At 61.1% G+C, this 22,707-nt stretch carries 17 protein-coding genes; 6 read left to right on the plus strand and 11 right to left on the minus strand.

Annotated features, from left to right (window positions below; all coding sequences use genetic code 11):
- Window positions 1-353 precede the first annotated feature (353 nt).
- Genes proS through VL202_RS20305 form a run of 3 tightly spaced genes read left to right on the plus strand, consistent with a single transcriptional unit; the run spans window position 354 to window position 3,703 of the window.
- Window positions 354-1,682, plus strand: a complete 1,329-nt coding sequence (gene proS / locus VL202_RS20295; RefSeq protein WP_325465888.1) for a proline--tRNA ligase — start codon at window positions 354-356, stop codon at window positions 1,680-1,682.
- An 11-nt stretch (window positions 1,683-1,693) separates the two neighbouring features.
- On the plus strand, window positions 1,694-3,001 hold the full coding sequence (locus VL202_RS20300) for a lipoprotein-releasing ABC transporter permease subunit (protein WP_325465889.1): 1,308 nt from the start codon (window positions 1,694-1,696) through the stop codon (window positions 2,999-3,001).
- An 18-nt stretch (window positions 3,002-3,019) separates the two neighbouring features.
- Entirely contained in the window at window positions 3,020-3,703 is a 684-nt protein-coding gene (locus VL202_RS20305) for an ABC transporter ATP-binding protein (RefSeq protein WP_325465890.1), read from the plus strand.
- Between the two features lie 76 nt (window positions 3,704-3,779).
- Here the strand turns inward: VL202_RS20305 and VL202_RS20310 are convergent, their stop codons facing one another.
- The gene (locus tag VL202_RS20310; RefSeq protein ID WP_325465891.1) at window positions 3,780-4,361 is read right to left on the minus strand and encodes a hypothetical protein; all 582 of its coding nucleotides are present in this window, start codon (window positions 4,359-4,361) and stop codon (window positions 3,780-3,782) included.
- A gap of 562 nt (window positions 4,362-4,923) precedes the next feature.
- Here VL202_RS20310 and dnaE point away from each other — a divergent pair.
- Window positions 4,924-8,430: a DNA polymerase III subunit alpha gene (gene dnaE, locus VL202_RS20315; protein ID WP_325465892.1), complete on the plus strand. Its 3,507-nt coding sequence runs from the start codon at window positions 4,924-4,926 to the stop codon at window positions 8,428-8,430.
- Between the two features lie 19 nt (window positions 8,431-8,449).
- Here the strand turns inward: dnaE and VL202_RS20320 are convergent, their stop codons facing one another.
- From VL202_RS20320 to VL202_RS20335, 4 genes are all read right to left on the minus strand, one after another.
- Complete coding sequence (locus tag VL202_RS20320) at window positions 8,450-9,676, minus strand: L,D-transpeptidase family protein (protein ID WP_325465917.1); 1,227 nt, start codon at window positions 9,674-9,676, stop codon at window positions 8,450-8,452.
- A 163-nt stretch (window positions 9,677-9,839) separates the two neighbouring features.
- The gene (locus VL202_RS20325) at window positions 9,840-11,129 is read right to left on the minus strand and encodes a DNA polymerase IV (RefSeq protein ID WP_325465893.1); all 1,290 of its coding nucleotides are present in this window, start codon (window positions 11,127-11,129) and stop codon (window positions 9,840-9,842) included.
- A gap of 143 nt (window positions 11,130-11,272) precedes the next feature.
- Window positions 11,273-11,914 carry a hypothetical protein gene (locus VL202_RS20330; RefSeq protein WP_414692909.1) on the minus strand — a complete coding sequence of 214 codons (642 nt, stop codon included), beginning with the start codon at window positions 11,912-11,914 and terminating at the stop codon, window positions 11,273-11,275.
- Window positions 11,914-12,186, minus strand: coding sequence for a DUF3572 domain-containing protein (locus tag VL202_RS20335; RefSeq protein ID WP_325465895.1), 273 nt, complete (start codon window positions 12,184-12,186; stop codon window positions 11,914-11,916). Before VL202_RS20335 ends, VL202_RS20330 begins: the two co-directional genes overlap by 1 nt.
- A 166-nt stretch (window positions 12,187-12,352) precedes the next feature.
- On the opposite strand from VL202_RS20335, the gene VL202_RS20340 reads away from it, so the two are divergent.
- Together VL202_RS20340 and VL202_RS20345 are read left to right on the plus strand one after the other, a co-directional pair.
- Window positions 12,353-12,724: a response regulator gene (locus VL202_RS20340; protein ID WP_003547430.1), complete on the plus strand. Its 372-nt coding sequence runs from the start codon at window positions 12,353-12,355 to the stop codon at window positions 12,722-12,724.
- Window positions 12,725-12,833: 109 nt separating this feature from the next.
- On the plus strand, window positions 12,834-14,201 hold the full coding sequence (locus tag VL202_RS20345; protein ID WP_325465896.1) for a PleD family two-component system response regulator: 1,368 nt from the start codon (window positions 12,834-12,836) through the stop codon (window positions 14,199-14,201).
- A gap of 709 nt (window positions 14,202-14,910) precedes the next feature.
- Here the strand turns inward: VL202_RS20345 and rpmG are convergent.
- The 6 genes from rpmG to topA all read right to left on the minus strand — a co-directional run bounded on the left by rpmG (window position 14,911) and on the right by topA (window position 22,648).
- On the minus strand, window positions 14,911-15,078 hold the full coding sequence (gene rpmG, locus VL202_RS20350) for a 50S ribosomal protein L33 (protein WP_060502112.1): 168 nt from the start codon (window positions 15,076-15,078) through the stop codon (window positions 14,911-14,913).
- 92 nt (window positions 15,079-15,170) lie between these two features.
- The gene (locus VL202_RS20355) at window positions 15,171-16,355 is read right to left on the minus strand and encodes an MFS transporter (protein WP_325465897.1); all 1,185 of its coding nucleotides are present in this window, start codon (window positions 16,353-16,355) and stop codon (window positions 15,171-15,173) included.
- A gap of 13 nt (window positions 16,356-16,368) precedes the next feature.
- Window positions 16,369-17,073 (minus strand): hydrolase, encoded by a 705-nt coding sequence (locus VL202_RS20360; protein ID WP_325465918.1) that lies wholly within the window; start codon window positions 17,071-17,073, stop codon window positions 16,369-16,371.
- Between the two features lie 8 nt (window positions 17,074-17,081).
- The gene (locus VL202_RS20365) at window positions 17,082-17,543 is read right to left on the minus strand and encodes a DUF983 domain-containing protein (protein ID WP_325465898.1); all 462 of its coding nucleotides are present in this window, start codon (window positions 17,541-17,543) and stop codon (window positions 17,082-17,084) included.
- Between the two features lie 42 nt (window positions 17,544-17,585).
- Window positions 17,586-19,949: a ribonuclease R gene (gene rnr / locus VL202_RS20370; RefSeq protein WP_325465899.1), complete on the minus strand. Its 2,364-nt coding sequence runs from the start codon at window positions 19,947-19,949 to the stop codon at window positions 17,586-17,588.
- A 2-nt stretch (window positions 19,950-19,951) separates the two neighbouring features.
- A complete protein-coding gene (topA, locus tag VL202_RS20375) occupies window positions 19,952-22,648 on the minus strand; it encodes a type I DNA topoisomerase (RefSeq protein ID WP_325465900.1) in 2,697 nt (898 codons plus the stop codon).
- Window positions 22,649-22,707 lie beyond the last annotated feature (59 nt).

Below are 22,707 nucleotides of genomic sequence, written 5' to 3' on the forward strand. Positions count from 1 at the left end.
CATTTTTGCTACACTTAAGCAAAATTTTTCCATTGACAACTTCTGTCGGAATGCTGTTACTACCGGTCCTTTTTGATACATGCGTCCTCCATTCTTCCGTCTCGAAAACCCCGCTGCCGTAAGGTCTGGGGACCGCGAAGATCACGGGTTTTCTTCCTGCCCCGAAGCGTCTATGAACGCGTGAGCGCGATACATCCTCCTTATGGAATCAGCTGGCCGGATCATCGCGGCATACAGTCAAACGGCAGTGTCCGATTTGCGCCAAGATCAAGCGCGGACGGCCTGCAAGCTCAACGTTATTTCGCCCAATTCCAACGATAGTGCGAAGTGCTTTCAAGTTCTGGAACCCATTCATGCGCCTGTCCCGCTTTTTCATGCCCATTCTGAAGGAAAATCCCAAGGAAGCGGAGATCGTCTCGCACCGGCTGATGCTGCGCGCCGGCATGGTGCGGCAGCAGTCGGCTGGCATCTATACCTGGCTGCCGCTTGGCAAGCGGGTGCTGGACAAGGTCAACAAGATCATTCGCGAAGAGCAGAACCGCGCCGGCGCCGTCGAGCTTTTGATGCCGACGCTGCAATCGGCCGAGCTCTGGCAGGAGAGCGGGCGCTACGATGCCTATGGCCGGGAAATGCTGCGCATCAAGGACCGGCAGGACCGTCCGATGCTCTACGGCCCGACCAACGAGGAAATGATCACGGACGTGTTCCGTTCGACGGTCAAGTCCTACAAGGACCTGCCGCTCAACCTCTATCATATCCAGTTGAAGTTCCGCGACGAGATCCGTCCGCGTTTCGGCACCATGCGCTCGCGCGAGTTCCTGATGAAGGACGCCTATTCCTTCGATCTCGACCGCCAAGGCGCCGTTGATTCCTACAACCGGATGTTTGCCGCCTACCTGCGCACCTTCTCGCGCATGGGCCTGCGCGCCATACCGATGCGGGCCGATACCGGGCCGATCGGCGGCGATCTGAGCCATGAATTCATCATTCTCGCCGATACCGGTGAATCCGAGGTGTTTTGCCACAAGGCCTTCCTGGATTTCGAAATCCCGGCCGAAAATGCCGATTTCTGGGATGCTGCCGCGATGAAGGCCATCTTCGACAAGTGGACATCGCTCTATGCCGCCACATCGGAGATGCATGATGAGGCTGCCTTCGATTCCATCGAAGAGGGTTCGAAAGTGTCGGCGCGCGGCATCGAGGTCGGTCATATCTTCTATTTCGGCACTAAATATTCCGAGGCCATGGGTGCCAAGGTGCAGGGACCGGACGGCAAGGAGCATACGGTGCACATGGGCTCCTACGGCATCGGCCCGACCCGTCTGGTGCCGGCTATCATCGAAGCCTCGCATGACGAGAACGGAATCATCTGGCCGGCTTCCGTGGCGCCGTTCGATGCGGTGGTCATCAACATGAAGTCCGGTGATGCCGCCTGCGACGCGGCCTGCGAAACCATCTATGCGGCGCTCAACAAGGCTGGCCTCGACACGCTCTACGACGACACGGACGACCGCGCCGGCGCCAAGTTCGCGCAGGCTGACCTGATTGGCGTCCCAACGCAAATCATCGTTGGCCCGCGCTCTGTCGCCAATGGCGAGATCGAGCTCAAGGACCGCAAGACGGGCGTCCGCGAAACATTGACCATCGAGGCTGCCATCAACAAGCTGACCGCCGCGAGATAAGGGACCAGGAAATGAGCGCCGCGACGCTAGAGCAGGAAAAGACGGCGACATCCCAGTCGCCGTCGAGCCGTGCATTTTCGACATTCGAACGCATGGTGGCCTGGCGCTACCTGCGCTCGCGCCGCAAGGAGGCGTTCATCTCGGTGATCGCCGGCTTTTCCTTCATCGGCATCATGCTCGGCGTCGCGACGCTGATCATCGTCATGGCGGTGATGAACGGCTTTCGCACGGAACTGATCTCGCGCATCCTCGGCATCAACGGCCATATGATCGTCCAGCCGCTCGACGGCCCGCTCGACAATTATGCCGACCTGGCGACGAAATTTTCCGGCGTCACGGGCGTCACCATGGCGATCCCGATGATCGAGGGCCAGACACTGGCCTCCGGTCCGGGCGGCGCCGGAACGGGCGCTCTGGTGCGTGGGGTGCGCGCCGAAGACTTGACCAAGATGAAGGCGATCTCCGATCACATCACGGCCGGCGATATGGTCGGTTACGCGTCCGGAACCGGCGTTCTGATCGGCAAGCGCATGGCGGACCAGCTTGGCATCACCGCGGGCGGCACGATCACGCTGGTATCGCCGGAAGGCGACATCACCCCGATGGGCGTCAATCCGCGGGTCAAGTCCTACACGGTTTCGGGCACATTCGAACTCGGCATGTCTGAATATGATGCCTCGATCATCTTCATGCCGCTCGAGGAGGCGCAGCTCTATTTCAACGCGCCGGGCATTGCCCAGTCGATCGAACTGTTCGTCACCAATCCGGACCTGGTCGATGACCTGCGCCAGCCCGTGGAGGACGCCGCCGGTCGGCAAGTTCTGATCACCGACTGGCGTGATCGCAACAAGACATTCTTCTCGGCACTTGCGGTCGAACGCAACGTCATGTTCATGATCCTGACGCTGATCGTGCTGGTGGCGGCGCTCAATATCGTCTCCGGCCTGATCATGCTGGTGAAGGACAAGGGTAGCGACATCGCCATCCTGCGCACCATGGGCGCGACATCGGGCTCGATCATGCGCATCTTCTTCATGACGGGGGCCGCGATCGGCATCGTCGGAACGTTCGCCGGCGTGCTTCTCGGTGTCATTGTCTGCCTGAACATCGAATCCATCCGCCAGTTCTTCTCCTGGCTCTCGGGTGAAACGCTGTTCAATCCCGAACTCTATTTCCTCAGCCAGCTGCCGGCGGATATGAACCCGGGCGAAACCATTTCCGTGGTCGCCATGGCCATCGGCCTTTCCTTCCTCGCCACGATCTTTCCGGCCTGGCGCGCCTCGCGCCTCGATCCGGTTCAGGCTCTGCGCTACGAATAACTAAGGATTACCGACACGATGAATGCGCGCGTGGCACTGCAGCTTACCGGCGTCGAACGGCATTACAGCCAGGGTGACGAGACACTGACGATCCTCAAGGGGGCGGATTTTTCTCTCCATGGCGGCCAGACCGTCGCGCTTGTGGCGCCCTCCGGCACCGGCAAGTCGACGCTCCTCCATCTGGCAGGCCTGCTGGAACGTCCGGATGCGGGCGAGGTGCTGATCAACGGCCAGTCCTGCGGCGAACTCGGCGACGAGCAGCGCACGTCGATCCGTCGCAACGACATTGGCTTCGTCTATCAGTTCCATCATCTGCTGCCGGAATTCACCGCGGTCGAGAACATCATGATGCCGCAGCTGATCGCCGGCCTCGCCAAGGCCGAGGCGCGTGAACGTGCCGCAGCCCTGCTCGATTACATGCGCATCGGCCATCGCGCTGAACATCGCCCGTCCGAACTATCCGGCGGCGAGCAGCAACGCGTGGCCATCGCCCGTGCCGTTGCCAATGCGCCGCTGGTCCTGCTGGCCGACGAGCCGACCGGCAATCTCGATCCGGAAACCGCAGGCTATGTCTTCGAGGCGCTGGAAGCCCTGGTGCGCCAGTCCGGTCTCGCGGCCATGATCGCCACGCACAATTATGATCTTGCCGCGCGCATGGACCGCCGCGTCACCATCGAGGACGGCAAGGTCGTCGAGCTCTGAAAGGGCTTGCCTCGATATCCCGCGCAATGAGACCAGACCGTGGTTTTCCGCCTGATCTCATTGTCTTTTGATCCGTCTACTGATTGCCGCACACGCTCTGGCCGCGATCATCCGCCCAGTTCTTCAACAGGACGATTTCGCCCTTGGTGTTGACTGGGATGCCATTGCTCTTTCCCTTGCCGGTGAGAACATTGAAATCGCAGTCCGACATATTGTCGGGATCGAGCGTATCGTAGGACGTATAGGTATAACCGGCGACAACGAAGTCGAAGTTGCGATAGGCAACGGTCAGCTTCTGTTCCCAGCGATCGCGCCCGACCGCATCGTTGTGCGAGGTGATGAGGATCGAGCCGTTGGGCAAAGCGGTGATCGAGGGCACCTGTCCCGCCATCGCCAAGGTTCCCCAGATCTTGTTTGGCGCAATCGTCTTCAGCGTCAGCGCGCCGGTATCGCCGTCGCTGAGGTAGATGTAGACGGCATTGTCCTCGTCACTATCGGCGTTTGGCGCGACCAGCATGGCGAGGTCGGCATTGCCATCCTTGTCCCAGTCGCCCGTCGCGGCCGATACGATGCGCTCCGGGTCGATGGCGTCGGCGGCAGATACCATCTGCGCGCTCAGGCCAAACAGCGCCGTCATGACAGCCAGCGACATCTTCATCCGTAATTCTCCCTCTTTGACCGGCGCAGACTACTGCATAATTCCTTAAGTCGGAATCGATTTTAAGGTAAAATTATGCAGCAGATTTAAAGTGTTACAGCGACCTTTGCGCGCCATATTTGACGCGCGGCACTGTAATCGGCCGCTTTGCCCTCGTCCAGACGGCGTGACGGCGGAAAGGGGGAGATGAACTTGTTTACCATCCCGCAGTTGACCATCAGTCGATTTGAATTTGCTGCTTGACTCGTGAACATAAATAGAACAATAAAGGAACATAACGAAAAAGGAGCCCCGCAATGACCGACTTTATTCGTGACCTCGCAGCTTTCACCTCTGTCGCAATGTTCATCGCCAGCTTCTCCATCATCATGATGGGAATGTAAATCCAGGCCTTCGACCACCGAATGGTCCGCCGGCTTTTCGGGTCGGCGATAACCGGCTGACCCGACCTGTGGACAATCCGTCCAGCGGTTGAAAAAGCCGCGCCGGACCGGATGAATTCTGGACATCGGTCGACGGAAAAAGGATATCCTCGGGGCCTTCACGGGAATCGAGGTGTGCCATGGCGGATGCGGTCAAAGACAAGCGGCAGGAGAGCAGCGCCACGGGCGAGGCTTCCCCGCAATTTGTCCACCTTCGTGTCCACTCAGCGTTTTCGCTTCTGGAAGGTGCCCTGCCGATCAAGAAGATCATCGGCAAGGCAGTGGCGGACGGCCAGCCGGCGATCGGCATCGCCGATACCAACAATCTGTTCGCCGCGCTCGAATTTTCGCAGAAATGCATGGATGACGGCCTGCAGCCGCTGATCGGTTGCCAGCTGTCGATCGACATGGGCGATGAAGGCGAGGGTGAGAAGCGCGGCCATGCGCAGCATCTGGCCAAGCTCCCGTCCATCGTTCTGATTGCTGCCTCCGATGCGGGTTATGTGCGCCTCGTCGATCTCGTCAGCCGTGCCTATCTTGGCGGCGAGGCGAACCAGTCGGTGCGCATCGCGCTGTCCTGGCTGCAGGAAGACGGCGCCGAGGGTCTGATCGCGCTCACCGGCGCGTCCGGCGGACCCATCGACATGCCGTTGAAGTCGGGTCATCCGGCGGTGGCCGAGGCTCGCCTCAAGGCACTGGCCGAGGTGTTCGGCGACCGGCTCTATGTCGAAATCCAGCGCCACGGCAAATATGATCGGCGCCACGAGAACCGGGTCGTCGATCTCGCCTACAAACTTGAATTGCCCATCGTCGCGACCAATGAGCCGTTCTTTCCGTCGCCAGCGGAATTCGAGGCGCATGATGCGCTGATGGCGGTGGCGCACAATGCCATGGTCTCTGACGACAGCCGTTTCCGTCTGACGCCGGATCATTACCTGAAAAGCCGCAAGGACATGGCGGCGCTGTTTTCGGATCTGCCGGAAGCGCTCGAGAATACGATCGAGATCGCCAGGCGCTGCTCCTTCGTGCTGAAGACCCGCGCACCGATCCTGCCGCGCTTCACCGGCGCCACCGACGATCCGAAGGAGGCCGAACGCGCCGAGGAACTGGAGCTTCGCCGGCAGGCTGTCGAGGGCCTGGAGCAGCGGATGAGCAAGCTCGGGCTGTCGGCTGGCTATACGGAGACCGATTATCGCGAACGGCTCGATTTCGAGCTCGGCGTTATCGAGAAGATGAAATTTCCCGGCTACTTCCTGATCGTTGCCGACTTCATCAAATGGGCGAAGCAGCAGGATATCCCGGTTGGCCCGGGTCGTGGCTCGGGCGCGGGTTCGCTGGTCGCCTATGCGTTGACCATCACCGACGTCGATCCCTTGCGATTCTCGCTGCTGTTCGAGCGCTTCCTCAATCCGGACCGTGTCTCGATGCCCGACTTCGACATCGACTTCTGCCAGGACCGGCGCGAAGAGGTTATCCGCTATGTCCAGCGCAAGTATGGCCGCGAGCAGGTGGCGCAGATCATCACCTTCGGATCGCTGCAGGCGCGCGCGGCCCTTCGCGACGTCGGCCGCGTGCTGGAAATGCCCTATGGCCAGGTCGACAAGATCTGCAAGCTGGTGCCGAACAACCCCGCCAATCCGACCCCCCTCTCCAAGGCGATCGAGGAGGAGCCACGCTTCCAGGAAGAGGTCGACAAGGAGCCGGTGATCGGCCGGCTGCTCGATATCGCCCAGAAGATCGAGGGACTTTACCGCCACGCCTCGACCCACGCCGCCGGCATCGTCATCGGCGACCGACCGCTGTCGCAGCTCGTGCCGATGTATCGCGATCCGCGCTCCGACATGCCGGTCACCCAGTTCAACATGAAATGGGTGGAGCAGGCGGGCCTGGTCAAGTTCGACTTCCTCGGACTGAAGACGCTGACGGTTCTCAAGGTCGCCGTCGATTTCATCCGCAAGCGCGGCATCGAGGTCAATCTCGAGGCTCTGCCGCTGGATGACCAGAAGACTTACGAGATGCTGTCCAGGGGCGACACGGTCGGCGTGTTCCAGGTGGAAAGTGCCGGCATGCGCAAGGCGCTGATCGGCATGCGGCCGGACTGCATCGAGGATATCATCGCGCTGGTGGCGCTCTATCGCCCAGGCCCGATGGAGAATATTCCGACCTACAATGCCCGCAAGCATGGCGAGGAGGAGATCGAGTCGATCCATCCGATGATCGATCACCTGCTGAAGGAGACCCAAGGGGTTATCGTCTATCAGGAGCAGGTGATGCAGATCGCCCAGGTCCTGTCCGGATACTCGCTTGGCGAAGCCGACTTGCTGCGCCGCGCCATGGGCAAGAAGATCAAGGCGGAAATGGACAAGCAAAGCGAACGCTTTGTCGATGGCGCCATCAAGAACAGTGTTCCCAAGGCACAGGCCATCAACATTTTCGAACTGCTGGCCAAATTCGCCAACTACGGCTTCAACAAGAGCCACGCGGCGGCCTATGCCATCGTTTCCTATCAGACCGCCTATCTGAAGGCGCATTTCCCGGTCGAGTTCCTGGCGGCGTCGATGACGCTCGACATGTCGAACACCGACAAGATCAACGATTTTCGCCAGGATGCGATGCGGCTCGGCATCTCCATCATCCCGCCATCGGTCCAGACCTCGTTCCGCCGGTTCGAGACCGGCGAAAGCCGCATCTATTATTCGCTGGCCGCCATCAAGGGCGTCGGCGAAGCGGCGGTCGATCACATCGTTGCCATGCGCGGCGACGCGCCCTTTGCCGATCTCGAGGACTTTTGCCTGCGGATCGATCCGAAGCTGCTCAATCGCCGGGTCTTCGAAAGCCTGATCTGCGCCGGTGCCTTCGATTGTTTCGGTCTCGACCGCGCCGAGCTTGTCGGCGGTCTGGACCGCATTCTCGGCTTTGCCCAGATCGCCCAGGCCAACAAGGTCAGCGGCCAGAGCGACATGTTCGGGGCAGGGGCGGCCACCGGGCCGGAAAGGATCAGCCTGCCGCCCTATTCGCCCTGGCTGGCGTCGGAAAAGCTGCACCGCGAATTTCAGGTCCTGGGCTTCTATCTCTCGGCCCACCCGCTCGACACCTATAACGAACTGCTGAACAAGATCCGCGTCCAGACCTTCGGCGATTTTGCCGCGTCGGTGAAGAAGGGTGCCACGGCCGGCCGCCTTGCCGGCACGGTGACGTCCAAGCAGGAGCGCAAGACCCGCACCGGCAACAAGATGGGCATCATCGCCTTTTCCGATTCCTCCGGCCAGTTCGAAGCCGTGCTGTTTTCGGAAGCGCTGAACCAGTACCGCGATCTGTTGGAGGCCGGCAAATCGCTGGTCATGACGGTGCAGGCGGAAGAGCGGCCGGAAGGCATCGGCCTGCGCATCCAGACGCTGCAATCGCTGGAAGAGCGGTCGCTGCAGATGCAGAAGGCGTTGCGCGTCTATGTGCGCGACAGTGGCCCGCTACGCTCGGTCGCCACCCATCTCAACACGCGCGGTGATGGCCTGGTGTCGTTCATCGTTATCAAGGACAACGGCCAGCGCGAGATCGAGGTCGAACTCAACGAGAAATATCGTATCTCGCCGGAAATTGCTGCAGCGCTCAGGACCGCGCCTGGTGTGATCGACGTCGAGTTGGTTTGACCGTTTCCGTTCCTGTCGGTCAGGATTTCGGCTTCGCGTGTGTGACTGTGACGAAATCTGTGCCGTCGCCGGTTTCCTGACCCAGGCCCATGTCGGATATGGTCAGCGACGAGCCTTCTGCGAGAAGGCCGTCGATCCGCGCGCGGACATCGTCGGGGACGGTGATGCGGGCCAGCACCCGCTGCGTCACGTTGAACGCCATCGCATCCTCCTGAAGCGTGATGCCGAGCCGCTTCTTCATCGGGCCGGGCAGGGTATTGTCCAGCGCCATGCCGAACCATTCGCCCTTGCCGGTCTTCTCGTCGATGTTCTGGAACTGCAGGAAATGCGTGCCGAGCGCCATTTCGGGCTTGTCGATCACCACGGGCGTTTCGAACAGCGGCTCGAAATCACGGCGCACCAGAAGCTGGCCGTTCGGCGGCTTGCCCTTGCCGGTCTTCAGATAGAGCGCCTCGACGAAAGCCGGCGTGATCTTGCCGTCCACCGTGAGTTTTTCCGCCGTCTGGAACGCCTTGACGGCTTCAAACGTCTGCGCGCCGGCATAGCCATCGGCCACGCCTGCCGCATATCCGAGCTGGTTGAGCAATTGCTGGATATCGAGCGTCACCTCCCGCTGGCCGCGATGGGTGATCAGAATGCGGATCGGTGGCTTCTTTTCGATTTCGACGGCTGCGGTCTTGGTCGGGTCCGTTTCGTTGGTCGCCACTTCCACGGTCTGCCCGTGAATCTGCGACACGCTCGGCCGCAACGTCGCGTCCGAGAGCAGGGCCGGCTCCTCCGCCCGCGGCTGGAACAGGAATGGATCGACGATCGAAACTGGCGTCAACTGCCGGTCCGAGATCACCACATGCAGGCCGCGCCCCGTCATCTTGAACAGTTGCTTGGCGAAATCGTCGGGCAAGCGCACGCAGCCGTGCGAGGCAGGGTAGGCCGGAACATGATTTGAAGCATGAAGCGCAATGCCGGACCATGTCAGCCGCTGCATGAAGGGCATGGGCGCGTTCGAGTAGATGTTCGACTTGTGAAAGCGGCGTTTTTCCAGAATGGAGAAGATGCCCGTCGGCGTCGCATGGCCGGCCTTGCCGGTCGAGATATTGGATGTCGCCACGACCGTGTTGCCGTCATAGACGACAAGCGATTGCTGGTCCTTGGAAACGACGATCTGCAGCGGCGCCTGATCGCCGGCGGCAAGTGTTGTGCTTGCATGAAGAGCAAGGGAAAGGCCGATACCGAAGGCGAGACGCAAAACCATGGGAACATCCGGACGCAAAACATCAGACAGAAATTGAAGATGAGCCTAGCCTGCGAGATTTAACGAAGCTTTGCTGTTTCGCACGGAACACGAAAGCATGTCGCGCAAAAGTGTACAGCGGTTTTGGTAAAACGACATGCCTGGGAACGTGAGCTGGTTACTTTCGTCGGCCCTTGCCGAATGTGTAGCCGGTTTCCACCGTCGCCTTGCCAAACTTGTCGCGAAGCATGTTGATCGCGGCCTCTGCCGCCGCCCGCCGGGTCGCCTGCTCATCGACAAGGTCGGGCGGATCGGCAAGGTCGGGATCGGATAAGTCGGAGACACCGATGCCGATCAGGCGGAATTTCGTGCCGTCGGTTTCCCTGTCGAGCAACTGCATGCCGGTGCGGAAGATGCGGTCGGCAAGTCGCGTCGGGCTGTCGAGCCGACGGTTGCGCGTCCGGGACTTGAAATCGGCCGTCTTCAGTTTGAGCACCACCGTCTGGCCGGCAATATCGCTCTTGCGCAGGCGGTGCGCCACCTGTTCGCTCAGTCGGCGCAGATGGGTGACGAGGTCATCATAGTCGCAGAGGTCGTCGTTGAAGGTCGTTTCGGATGAGACGCTCTTGGCCTCGCCATTGATTTCCACGGCGCGTTCGTCCTGTCCGCGCGACAGGCGGTAGAGGCGCTGGCCCATTGTGCCGTAGCGCTTCATCAGATCGGTTTCCTCCATTGTCTGGAGTTGGCCTATATTGCGGATGCCGTCGCGCTCCAGCGTCGCGGCAAAGGCCTTGCCGACGCCCCAGATCACCGTCACCGAACGCTCCTTGAGAAAATCCTTCGCTTCGGCAGCCCCGATCACGGAAAAGCCGCGCGGCTTCTGCAGGTCGGAAGCGACCTTGGCGAGGAATTTGCAGTAGGAGAGGCCGACAGAGACGGTGATGCCGATCTCCTGCTCGACGCGGCGGGCGAATTTCGCCAGCGTGCGGGCTGGCGGATCGTGATGCAGGCGCTCGGTGCCTTTCAGCTCAAGGAAGGCCTCGTCGATCGACAAGGGCTGAACCAGCGGCGTCAGTTCTTGCATCAATGTGCGTACCTGCCGGCCGACCCGCACATACTTTTCCATGTCCGGCTTGATGACGATGGCCTGCGGACAGGCTTCCAGCGCCTTGAACATCGGCATGGCCGAGCGCACGCCGTGGATGCGGGCGATGTAACAGGCAGTGGAGACAACCCCGCGCTTGCCGCCGCCGATGATGACGGGCTTGTCGGCAAGCTCCGGATTGTCGCGCTTTTCCACCGATGCATAGAAGGCGTCGCAGTCGATATGGGCAAGGGTCAACTGGTAGAGTTCGTCGTGATAGAGCAGGCGCGGGCTGCCGCAGGCGCGGCAACGACGGATACCGGGCACTTGCCCCTTCAGGCAATCCCTGCAAAAGCCCGGATGGTGCTGCGCGTCTATTTGCATCGATCGGAACAAAAGTTGAACATCGCCACGTTACGCTCTAACATGCCGAGTCTCAAGGCGTGTGATCCTCAATCTCGCGCGTTGTCCCGGGAAAGGTTCGCTTGAACAAGATATCCACTCACCAGATGACGGCAGGGCAGACGCTAACGCAGATGCTGGCGGATGATCTCGGCCGTCTGCGTCCAGCCGTCCGCCGTCAGGATGCCATCGCCGGGATGCGGCGCCATGGCCCGAAACTCGGCGTTGGCGATCAGATTGATCAGCAGGCAATCCGGCGCGCAGGCGCGCACCGACTGAAGATTGCGCAGGATATCGTCGATGAAGATCAGCGGCACGTCGCGGGCATCGTGCAGGCGCTGGATGATCGGTCCCTTTGGTGCCTCGCTCGCCAACAGCGGATAGTGCAGCCCATGCCGGTCGAGCAGGGCGCGTCGCATGGCGGCATGGCGCGGCGCCATAGCGGTCAGGAAAACGATATCGGCGTTCTTGGCAAGGTCCGCCAGCGTCTCGACGACCTGGTTCGCCGGCGTCTGCCACTGGTCCTGTTGCCTGAAGAACTCCTCGAGAAACGTGCGGGTCTGCGTCTCGCTGACCGGCTCGCCGTTCTCGATCGCGACGATATTGCCATGCAGCCTGAAGGAGCGCGGCAGAAGGTCGTGGCCGGACGAATTGAGGAAGTTGCGAAGGGGCGTCAGGAATTCCAGTACCACTTCATCGATGTCGCAGACGATCAGGGGGCGCGCGATCAGGGTGATATGGCCGAAATCGAGCGTGTCGCTCACGATCAGATGTCCCCGGAATCGGCGGGGCCGGACAGCATCATATGGGCGCGCACCACGGCTTCTGGCTTCACGCCGGTCGTCTCGCAGAAGGCGAGCAGCGTCGGTTCGTGTCCCATCAGGAAATCAACGACACCGGCGAGAAAATTGGGATCGGCGGCGGCATTGCGCAGGGACGAGACATCGGTGCCGGTCAGCGCCAGGAAGCGCCCGAGCAGTTCCGGTTCGTTGGCGAGCCATGCGAGGATTGAGATTGCTGTTTCTTCCGCCGGGGTCACGCCTGTTTCATCCTTGTCGCATCGCAGTGATTTTTTCGCTGAATATTACCTGTTTTTCAACCAAATAGCTTTAGTCTCAGGTTTCCGGCAGCCGGTGAAAGCATCCGCGCGCAACTTATAGGGAAGCGGTGGGCTTGCAAGCCGGAACCGTAAACAAGGGAACGAAATGCCCAAGCAGGTGATGATTGTTGAAGACAACGAGCTGAACATGAAGCTCTTTCGTGACCTGATCGAAGCGTCCGGTTACACCACCATCCAGACCCGCAACGGTATGGAAGCCCTTGATCTTGCGCGTAAACACCGGCCGGACCTGATCCTGATGGATATCCAGCTTCCGGAGGTCTCCGGGCTCGAGGTGACCAAATGGCTGAAGGAAGACGATGAGTTGCATGTCATTCCGGTGATCGCCGTCACAGCGTTCGCGATGAAGGGCGATGAAGAGCGGATTCGGCAGGGCGGCTGCGAGGCCTATGTCTCCAAGCCGATCTCCGTTCCGAAGTTTATTGAAACGATAAAGACATATCTGGGCGACGCGTGACGTGTCGCCGAGGCGGTTTTTCACCGCCTGGAAACAGCGTTTGTGCATGGGCGATCGTGAAGGCTGAACCCGCTTCCCGTCTCATGTGCGTTTTGGCAGGATAGATTGCATGACCGCGCGTATTCTTGTCGTCGACGACATACCGGCCAATGTGAAGCTGCTCGAAGCGCGGCTGGTGGCGGAGTATTTCGACGTGCTGACCGCTGCCGACGGTTACGAGGCGCTGGCGATCTGCGAGAGGCAGCCGCTTGACCTGATCCTTCTCGATATCATGATGCCGGGCATCGACGGCTTCGAGGTCTGCGAGCGCCTGAAGGCGAACCCGCGCACCGCGCATATTCCCGTCGTCATGGTGACCGCGCTCGACCAGCCGTCCGACCGGGTGAGGGGCCTGAAAGCCGGCGCCGACGATTTCCTCACCAAGCCCGTCAACGACATCCAACTGATGTCGCGCGTGAAAAGCCTGGTGCGGCTGAAGAATGTCAGCGACGAACTGCGCCTGCGCTCCGAGACCGCCCACAGCGTCGGCCTGCAGGATCTCGCCTTGAGCGACCGCCCGGACGAGTTCGGCAATATTCTGCTGGTCGATGGCCGCGGCAGCTCGCAGGAGCGCATCACGCGCGCCCTGAAACCCATCGCCGACGTAACCGCCATGTCGGATCCGCAGGCGGCCTTGTTCGAGGCCGCGGAAAACAGCTTCGACCTGGTCATCGTCAATGCCAATTTCGACGACTACGATCCTCTGCGCCTCTGCTCGCAGCTTCGCTCGCTGGAGCGCACGCGCTATATTCCGCTGCTGATCATTGCCGAGCAGGGCCATGACGACATGATCGTGCGGGCGCTCGATCTCGGCGTCACCGACTATCTGATGCGGCCGATCGATCCGAATGAGTTGGTTGCCCGCAGCCTGACGCAGATCCGCCGCAAGCATTGCAACGACCGTCTGCGCGCCAGCGTCAAGCAGACCATCGAACTCGCTGTCACCGACGGCCTGACGGGCCTGCACAACCGTCGCTATCTCGACAATCACCTGAAGCTGCTGATCGATCGCGCCGTGGCGCGCGGCCGGCCGCTGTCGATCTGCATCACCGATATCGATCGCTTCAAGAGCGTCAACGATACCCATGGTCACGACGCCGGCGACGAGGTCCTACGCGACTTCGCCCACCGCGTCCGTTCGACCGTGCGCGGCGCCGATCTTGCCTGCCGGTTCGGCGGCGAGGAGTTTGTCGTCGTCATGCCGGATACGCCGGCGGATGCGGCTGCCGCGATTGCCGAGCGTCTTCGCACCATCGTCGAGGACAGGCCCTTCGCGCTTCCGAACTCCGACGCGACGCTGTCGATTACCGCTTCCCTGGGGCTTGCTACCCTCAATCCCAACGGCGATACGCCCGAGGCACTCCTGAAGCGTGCCGACACGGCATTGTATCAGGCCAAGAATAACGGCAGGAATCAGGTGGTTGCCGCCGCCGCCTGAGCCGGTTCGGCACAGCGGCATCCGTCGTCTCCCGGTTTTCCACAGGAAAGCCGAATCTGATTCAGGCGACCCGCGTTTTACGCACGCATAGGGAGTGTGATGGTGAAGATGTTCGTCAAAGTAGGGCGTACTGAGTTTCGTTGATACAAACCGACTTTTCGAGCATGCTGATCACTGATTAAATAACGCAATGAAATCAACCTCGTAAAGAAGAAAATCGCTTGCGTCGCATTTTCCCTACGTTCTGTTTGATATTTCCTCAGAACAATCATATGACTTTTGCAACGGTGATATGAGGGCTGCGCTGGCTGAAATCAGCACCGAAGGTGTATAAGACAATGGTGAAATTAACCATGTCTCCGCCTTCGCACGCGCGTTGGTTAAGAATTCATTGATTTTTTTTTATTTTCGATCAATTCTCATCCGCAAGGGAGAATTGAACTCCCGCGATTTACCCCACGATGCTCAGGTCCGCCGCATCTCCTGGGTTGTGGGGTTTGTCGGCTGATTTGTTACCAATGCGGTTCCTCGTGCCGCGGTTTCGGTCAGCCGACGCCCATTGAAACGTCGTCCCTGCGAGGGGGCGACGTTTTTTGATTCTTGGCTGTCGTTGAACGGCGGGCCTGATCGTTCTCCATTTGCATCCAGACGTAAAAAAGGCGCCGAGCTTTTCAGCCGGCGCCTTTCGCATTCCAGACGGAACCAGATCTTACTTGATCTTGGTTTCCTTGAATTCAACGTGCTTGCGCACGACCGGGTCGTACTTGGTGAACGACATCTTGTCGGTCTTGGTGCGGCTGTTCTTCGTCGTAACGTAGAAGGTACCGGTGTCGGCCGTCGACAGCAGCTTGATCTTGATTTTTGCAGCTTTCGCCATGGTCGTCCTGCCTTTATAAAAAACAAAGCCGCGGACGTCCGTGAAAGGGTCCCGGCAAACTTGGCGCGAAACTACAAATCGCGCCTGAAAAGTCAAGTCCGTTTTGGGTTGAAAACGATCCTGACCACCGAAAGAGCCACATAAAGCCCGAAGAAGCCGGCAATCGCCCAGGCAAAACCGTCATTGCCGGCAATGTCCATGGCCGCGCCGATGGCCTGCGGACCTGCCACCGTTCCGACCGCATAGGAGAAGATGAAAGCCGCGTTGGCGGCCGCAAGGTCCGCACCCGTCAGGCGCGAGCCCAGATGGCTCAAGCCCACGGTGTAGAGGCCGGAGACACTACCGCCCCAGAACAGCAGCACGATCGCCATCAGCCACCAGTTGCCCTGCATCATCGGCAGGCACAGAGCACCGATCAGGCCGACCACGGTCATCATGGCGAGCAGATTGCGGCGGTCCTTCATCCGGTCGGACAGCATGCCGAGCGGGATTTGAAAGATGACGTTGCCGATGCCCATAACCGTCAAAAGCAGCGCCGCCTGCGATTCGGTGAAGCCGCTGCGGGTGCCGTAGATCGGAAAAAGGGACAGCCCACCCGATTCGACTGCGCCGAAAATGAACACGGCGGCCGTCGCGGTCGGAACGAGGAAGACATAGCGCATGAAATGCAGTTCGGGCTTCGTGTCCAGAACCGGGCTTTCATTGCGGGCAAGAAAGATCGGAATGGCAGCAAGCAGGATAACGGTGGCACCGAAGGCAAACGGCAGAATGCCGTCACTGCCGAGGATGGAGAAGAGCAGGGGGCCGGTGGCAAAGCCGAGCGACAGGACAGTGCCGTAGATGCCGAGAACCAGGCCTCGCCGTTTTGGCGGAGCTGTCGCGTTGATCCAGAACTCGGAGAGCACGAAGAGCACGGTAATGGCACCGTGGAACACGACGCGCAGCGGAAACCACAACCAGAAATTCTGGATATAATAGAAGCCGAGCGCGCTGACGGCTGCAAACAGCACCGCCCAGAGCATGGTCGTTGCGACGCCGAATCGATGAGCGGTCTTTGCCGTCATGGCGGCTGCCGCCATCGAGGCCAGTCCGGCCATCGCCGAATTGAGGCCGATCAGCGTGGAGGAAATGCCCCGCTTCTCCATGATGATGCTGAGCAGCGGCAGGCCGAGGCCGATCGCTATGCCTACGGCCGTGATCGCGGCGACGGCGGCGATCAGCGACGGCCAGTGAATTTCCTCAACCGGCTCTGACGTGCCGGACGGCGGCTGTGACATGCAGCAAAATTCCTCAGAGAAGGTCGCGGACGAACCGTCCATGACGGGTGTAGTAGAACGGAACCGGCCTTCCGAAGGGCAAGGACGCGTCAGCCTGAAGGCTTGCCCTCAGGTCACCGAGGATGATTCCGGTGATATCCGGCATGGTCACGGTCGAAGTATCGTTGACATCGATCCATCTCAAGTCCTCGAGTTCCCGGCTGTCGCGGATATCCGTCGGCTCGATGCCCGCTTCATCCGTGAACACGGCAAAGAAATGGGTATCGAACCGGCGCGGATGCCCCGGCGGTGTTATCGCCCGTGCCATATAGCGCAAGTTTGTGAGATCGGGAAGAAAAGGTAACGCAGTGTTTCCGTCGGCTTGCGGGCCGCCGATGGCGATGCTTGCTTCCTCGTGAAGCTCCCGCAGCGCGGCAAGCGCCAGCGCGCGCAGGCGGCTGTGCGTGGCGTTCTGGCCATAGGCGGCGCGCAGGCGGTCGAAGACCGCCGGATGGACGTCACCACCCCATGGCAGGCGATGGTCGCCCGCGTCGCGCCGGCCGCCCGGAAAGACGTGCAGGTCAGGCATGAACACATGCGCCTTGTTGCGCCGGCCCATCAGCACGCGCACGCCGTCATTGACACGGTCGAGCAACATGATCGATGCGGCGTCGCGCGGCCTTGGCGAACGGTTGGGTTTTTCGGCACTGGGAATCGGCGTGTGGGCTTGGACCTCCATGGCAGCGGTCACGCAGCAGGATCCCCGGTCGGCAGGATATCCTCCGGCTTGTCCTCGTGGTCGCCGAAGCCGTGCATCCGCAGCGCCCATTGCAGCCCGATGACGCCCCCTTTGACGGGTTGCAACAGGGCCAGCGAACCAAGAATGGTGATGGGCACCCAGATGGCCAGGTGTCCCCAATTGGACAGCGGCAGGATCATTTCCATCGCCATGAAGCCGGCAATGACCAAATGGCCCATGATCGTCACGACGATATAGGGCGGGAAATCATCGGCCGCGTGCCGGTCAAGCTGCTCGCCGCAGGAGGCACAGCTCGGTACGGCCTTCAGGAAACGGCCGAAAAGACGACCGCTGCCACAGGCGGGGCATGCGTTGAGAAGCCCGCGCTTGATCGAGCGCCCGACGGACCGTTCAACCCGTTCGGTCTGCTCGAAATGGATCGTCTCCGGGTTGCCGCCGGTTGCCTGCATAGCCAAATCCTCATTCTGCGGATGCGGGCAAGGCCGCGTCCTCTAGCGCCTGCCGCGCGGCGGCCGCGTTCCCGGCATCTTGCGATCCCGGCGGCCGGACTTGTGGAAGGAGCGCATCGCCGTCGGCATCTTGCGCCCTTCGCTGATCATCTCGAAGCGGAGCGCGCCGGCCAACGGCACGGCCTCCACGAGCTTGACCCTGATCTGGTCGCCCAGTCGGTAGCCAAGCCCGGTTTTTTCGCCCGAGAGTGCCTGGTGCGCCTCGTCATAGATGAAATAGTCGCGGCCAAGCGTAGATATAGGCACGAAACCGTCGGCGCCATAGGCCGGCAGGGTGACAAATAGTCCCGCCTTGGTCACGCCGGAGATACGGCCATCGAATTCCTCGTTGACCCGGCCGCTCAGATGGTGGGCGATCAGCCGGTCCACCGTGTCGCGTTCGGCCGCCATCGCCCGGCGCTCGAAGGTCGAGATTTCGGCGGCGATGTCGTTGAGGGCAGCCTCTTCCGCCGGCGTGATGCCGCCTTCGCCCAGCCCCAGGGTTCCCACCAGCGCTCGGTGCACGATCAGGTCGGCATAGCGGCGGATCGGAGAGGTGAAATGGGCATATTTCATCAGGTTGAGGCCGAAATGGCCGATATTTTCGGGGCTGTAGATCGCCTGGCTCTGCGAGCGCAAGACCATCTCGTTGACCATCGACTCGTAGGGCTGGTCGACGGCCTTCGACAGGATGCCGTTGAAATGGTTGGAGCGCAGGTTGCCGCCCTTGACCAGCGACAGGTCGAGCGTCGCCAGGAATTCGCGCAGGGTCTCCTGCTTGGCGAGCGACGGCACATCGTGGACGCGGTAGACCAGTGGCTGTTTCTTGATTTCCAGCGTCTCGGCGGCCGCGACATTGGCCTGGATCATCATTTCCTCGATCAGCTTGTGGGCATCGAGGCGATCGGGCACGAAGACGCGGTCGACAGTGCCGTCCGCTTTGAGCACGATCTTGCGCTCGGGCATGTTGAGTTCGAGCGGCTGGCGCCGGTCGCGCCCGCGCGTCAGGATGGCGTAGGCGTCCCAGAGCGGCTTGAGGATCGGTTCGAGCAGCGGCCCGGTCTGGTCGTCCGGATTGCCGTCGATCGCAGCCTGCGCCTGATTGTAGGAGAGTTTTGCCGCACTCTTCATCATGATGCGATGAAAGGTATGGCCGGCCTTGCGGCCTTCCCTGGAGAAACGCATGCGCACCGCAAGCGCCGGCCGGTCGACGCCCTGCTTTAGGGAGCACAACTCGTTGGAAATCCGCTCGGGCAGCATCGGCACGACGCGATCCGGGAAATAGACGGAATTGCCGCGCTTCGACGCTTCATGGTCGAGCGCCGATTTCGGCCGCACATACCAGGAGACATCGGCGATCGCCACGGTGACGATGACGCCGCCGGGGTTGTCGGGAGAGGGGTCCGCCTCCGCGTGAACGGCGTCGTCATGGTCCTTGGCGTCGGCCGGGTCGATCGTGATCAGCGGCAGCGAACGCCAGTCTTCCCGATGCGACATCGTCGCAGGTCCCGCGGCCTCGGCTTCCTTCAATACATTTTCGGGAAAGATATAGGGAATGCCATGCGCGTAAATCGCGATCATCGAGATCGCCTTTTCCGTGGCGACGGAACCGACGACGGACTTCACCTGGGCGCGCGGCAGGCCGAACCGGCCGGCGCGGATGATCTCGACCTCGACCAGGTCGCCATCCTTGGCCAGCCCCAGATGCTCGGCATCGACCTGCATTTCCTCGCCGCGCTTTTCGATCGGCATGATGCGACCGCCGCCGTCCGGCATGGCGCGGAAGACTCCCATCGCAGCGTTGTTGTTGCGCTTGCGGTCCAGCACCTTGACGATGCGGCCGGTATAGGCCGGGCCACCGCGATCCTTTGCCGGAAAGATCTTCGCCAGAACCCGGTCGCCGATGCCGCCGACGGGCGTCTTGCCCTTGGATTGGCCGATGCTCGATTGGCGGATCAGCACGGCAGGCGCAACGCCGGCATCTTCCGGCCATTCGGCAGGGCGGCCGATCAACTCGCCGTCCTTGTCGCGGGTGGTGATATCGAGAACCGCGACCGGGGGCAGGGCGCCGGGGCTCACAAGCGACTTGCGCTTCTTTTCCAGAAGCCCGTCCTGTTCCATCTCGCGCAGCAGCGCCTTGAGCTCGGTGCGCGTTTCCCCCTTCAGGCCGAAGGCCTTGTAGATCTCGCGCTTGGATGCCTTTTCCGGATGTTCCGAGATGAAGCGCATCAGGACATCGCGCGGCGGCACGGCGCCGTGAATGATCACGACATCATCCGCAGGCAGCACGGCCGTCTTGCCCGCGCGTCCGATCCGGACTGCGGGTTTGCCGGGCCGTTCGGTTCGATCGCGTGGGGTTCTGGTCACGTTCAGGCCTTCTTGGCTTTTGCTGCCGCCTTGGGCTTGGCAGCCACTTTCGATTTGGCGGCGGCTTTCGGTTTCGCAGGCGTCTTGGGTTTTGCCGATTTCGCCGCGGTTGCGCCTTCAGCCTTTGCGGTCTTCGGCTTCGTGGCCTTCGCCGTCTTGCCCTTGGCCGGCTTGATGCCGCCCTTGGCGATGCGCTCGGCGATCAGCACCAGAGATTCTTCCAGTGTGACGCTTGCCGGGTCTTTTGCCTTCGGCAGGGTCGCGTTGACCTTGCCCCAGTTGACATAGGGACCATACTTGCCGTCGCGCACGGTGATTGCGCCGCCATCCGGATGATCGCCGAGCTCCTTCAGCGCCGCAGCGGTTGCACCGCGTCCGCCCGGTCCCTTGGCTGCCTTGTCGGCGAGCACCGAGACGGCGCGGTTGAGGCCGATCGAGAACACGTCCTCGATGCTCTCGACATTGGCATATTTTCCATCATGCAGGATGAATGGTCCGTAGCGGCCGAGGCCGGACGAGATCATCTTGCCGGATTCCGGATGGGCGCCGATATCACGTGGCAGGGAAAGCAGGGCGAGCGCCTTTTCATGGTCGATGCTGGCAGGCGTCCAGCCCTTGGGAAGGCTGGAGCGCTTGGCTTCCTTGCCGTCGCCGCGCTGGACATAAGGCCCGAAACGACCGGAGCGGAGGGTGATGTCCTCGTTCGTATGCGGATCCTTGCCCAGCGACAGCGGCTCGTTGCTGGCGCTTGCCTCGCCATTCACGGCCTCCGCGCCGAACGGACGCGTATACTTGCATTCTGGATAGTTGGAGCAACCGATGAAGGCGCCATTGCGGCCGAGCTTCAGCGACAGCTTGCCGGTGCCGCAGACCTGGCAGGTACGCGGATCGCTGCCGTCCTCGCGCTTCGGGAAGACCAGCGGCGCCAGTTCCTCGTTCAGCGCGTCGAGCACGTTGGTGACACGCAACTCCTTGGTGTCTTCGATCTGGGCGAAGAAATCCTTCCAGAAGTCGCGCAGCACGTCCTTCCAGTTCAGTTCGCCTGCGGAAATCTGGTCGAGCTTTTCTTCCAGCGATGCCGTGAAATCATACTCGACATAACGCGCGAAGAAGCTTTCGAGGAAGGCCGTGACCAGCCGGCCCTTGGCTTCGGGGACCAGCTTGCGCTTGTCGATGACGACATATTCGCGGTCGCTCAGCGTCTTCAGCGTCGCGGCATAGGTGGAAGGGCGGCCGATGCCGAGCTCTTCCATCTTCTTGATCAGCGAGGCTTCCGAATAGCGCGGCGGCGGCTCGGTGAAATGCTGGGTCGAATTGATCTTCTGCTTGGCGAGGTTTTCGCGCGCATTGATCTCGGGCAGACGGCCATCCTCGTCACCGTCGTCGCTCTGCTCGCCATCTTCCTTCTGGTCGGTATAGGCGGCGATGAAGCCGTCGAACCGGATGACCGAGCCGACGGCGCGCAGGCCGGCCTTCTCGCCCTTGTTGTCGGCGGTAATCTCGGCGGTCGTGCGTTCGATCTCTGCCGACGCCATCTGGCTGGCGATGCCGCGCTTCCAGATCAGGTCGTAAAGACGCAACTGGTCGGCGTCGAGAAAGCGCTTTACCTGATCAGGCGTCCGGTTGAAATCCGTCGGACGCACGGCTTCGTGGGCTTCCTGGGCGTTCTTCGCCTTGGTCGAATAGATGCGAGCCTTGTCGGGAACATAACGATTGCCGAACTGTTCTGCGATCGCCGTGCGGGCGGCATCGATCGCTTCAGGCGCCATCTGCACGCCATCGGTACGCATATAGGTGATGAGGCCGACGGTTTCGCCGCCGATGTCGATGCCTTCGTAAAGCTTCTGTGCAACCTGCATGGTACGCGAGGCGGAGAAACCGAGCTTAGAGGACGCCGCCTGCTGCAGCGTCGAGGTGGTGAAGGGCGGCGACGGATTGCGCTTGACGGGCTTGGCCTCGATGCTGTCGACCGTGTAGGACGCGCCTTCGAGCAAGGCTTTCAGCTTGCCGGCATCCTCGCCATTGGTCACGGCGCGGGGCTGGAGCCGCTTTCCATCGGCCGAAACGAGCTTTGCCTCGAATTCGTCGCCACGCGGCGTCTTCAGGAGCGCCGACAGGTTCCAGTATTCTTCCGAGACGAACCGCTCGATCTCGGCTTCGCGATCGCAGACGAGACGCAGCGCAACCGACTGCACGCGACCTGCGGAACGGGCGCCGGGAAGCTTACGCCACAGGACCGGCGACAGGTTGAAGCCGACGAGATAGTCGAGCGCACGGCGCGCCAGGTAAGCATCGACCAGCGGTACGTCGATGTCACGCGGATTGGCCATTGCCTCCAGCACGGATTTCTTTGTGATGGCGTTGAAGACGACGCGGCTCACCGGCTTGTCGCCGATCAGCTTCTTCTTCCTCAGAAGATCGAGCACGTGCCAGGAAATTGCTTCTCCCTCGCGATCCGGGTCGGTCGCGAGAATGAGGCCGTCGGACGATTTCAGGGCGTCGCCGATATCCTTCATGCGCTTGGCCGACGCGGTGTCCACCTCCCAGAGCATGGCGAAGTCTTCGTCCGGCAGCACGGAGCCGTCCTTGGCGGGCAGGTCGCGCACATGGCCGAACGAGGCAAGCACCTTGTAGCCGGGTCCGAGATACTTGTTGATGGTCTTCGCCTTTGCAGGCGATTCCACGACGACGACATTCATGGTCATATTCTCAACGCAACCGTTCAAAGCTGTGCCAGGCCGGGAAGGGCGGCACATTG

Origin of the sequence: Pararhizobium sp., from assembly GCF_035497515.1 — a bacterium.
Lineage (GTDB): Bacteria > Pseudomonadota > Alphaproteobacteria > Rhizobiales > Rhizobiaceae > Pararhizobium.